Source organism: Lacinutrix gracilariae (assembly GCF_042684485.1).
Taxonomy (GTDB): domain Bacteria; phylum Bacteroidota; class Bacteroidia; order Flavobacteriales; family Flavobacteriaceae; genus Oceanihabitans; species Oceanihabitans gracilariae.
Genome location: NZ_JBHULM010000028.1, coordinates 1 through 1,250 on the forward strand (window position 1 = coordinate 1; position 1,250 = coordinate 1,250).

Consider the following 1,250-nt stretch of genomic DNA (forward strand, 5'->3'; position numbering starts at 1 on the left):
AAAAACGACTGCTCCAATATATTCCTCAAAACTTTTACTTAACCAAAAAAGTAAGACAAGAATTCCGAATGGTAAAATATGTTTTTTAAGGTCGATGTTCATTTTCTTAAATTACCTACAACGGTTTATGTATATGGTTTGTTGCGTGGCTAAGCAACTAAGTTAACAAATAAAAACCGAATAGAAAATCCGCGAGGATTTTCGTATAGTAGGCTAGAACCAAGCAATAAATTATATACGGTGTTGTGCATAGTTATTTTTTATTCCAGTTCTGTTCAAATTGTTCGATATATTGCAAGTATCTTTTGTCTTTAGTCGAGTACTTTTTCGTCAATTCAGCCCATTCATCAAATTTCTTTTTATTTTTGACTTTGAAATAGGCTTGAGCCATATTAACAGACATTTCACTTTTTTCAAAGTCGTTGTCAGACTTTTCAATTCCTTTTCGATAAGTTTTTTCTGCATCTTCTAGTTTATCCAAACCTAAATATGAATAGCCCAATTCTCTGAAAAAGTAATAATTTTTAGAATTATTCTCAATTGCTTTTTCCAAAATAGGAATTGCTCTTTCGAATTGTCCTAAATGATTGTAAGCAAACGCTAATTCAAATTCAAGTCCGTCAAAATGTGGTTCAATTTCATAAGCCTTTAATAAAGGTTTTAGGGCTAATTCACAAGCACCAACGTGATTATAGTGATAACCTTCTTGTTTTAAATAATCCACTTGGTCGGAACGTTCTTTATAAATAGATAACCATTCAGGTTTTTTTGGTAAATTCAGTGCAGAAACTTGACTTTCTGTCAAAATAGAAACCAAACTTGTATTTGGTTCAAGTCGATATTTCATAAATCCTACAGTTGAATCTCTTTTGATAGGAATTAACTCTTGTTCTTTTATTTGAAATTTAGTTTCATAATTAAAGGTAAAACCTGCTTGATTGTCCAAATAAATAAATCCATAAGCATAAGTGGAATCTGTATCTTTTTTTGGAAAGGCAATCCATTTATCAACTGCGTTAAAATACTTTGTGTCAAATTTTAATTCAGTCAGATTATTTTGTGAAAATCCAATATTTGAAACCAATATCAGAGCTAAAATTGTCAATCTCATAGTCTATTTTTTAATGTCTCGTCCTGAAATATGGCTACAGGTTAAAATTGAATTTACGCTGATAATTTATATACCATATTCGGTGTTTTATAGTCTAAAGATAAATGTAATCTTATTTCGTTGTATAAATTAATTGCAT

The 1,250-nt window shown here is 29.7% G+C and carries 1 protein-coding gene; it reads right to left on the minus strand.

What is annotated here, in order from left to right:
- Positions 1 to 253 precede the first annotated feature (253 nt).
- Positions 254 to 1,111 (minus strand): tetratricopeptide repeat protein, encoded by an 858-nt coding sequence (locus tag ACFSSB_RS15460; protein WP_379905932.1) that lies wholly within the window; start codon positions 1,109 to 1,111, stop codon positions 254 to 256.
- Positions 1,112 to 1,250 lie beyond the last annotated feature (139 nt).

Excerpts from the sequence above, each read along its gene's own strand:
- ACFSSB_RS15460 (WP_379905932.1), bottom strand. The coding sequence starts at position 1,111 with ATGAGATTGACAATTTTAGCTCTGATATTGGTTTCAAATATTGGATTT.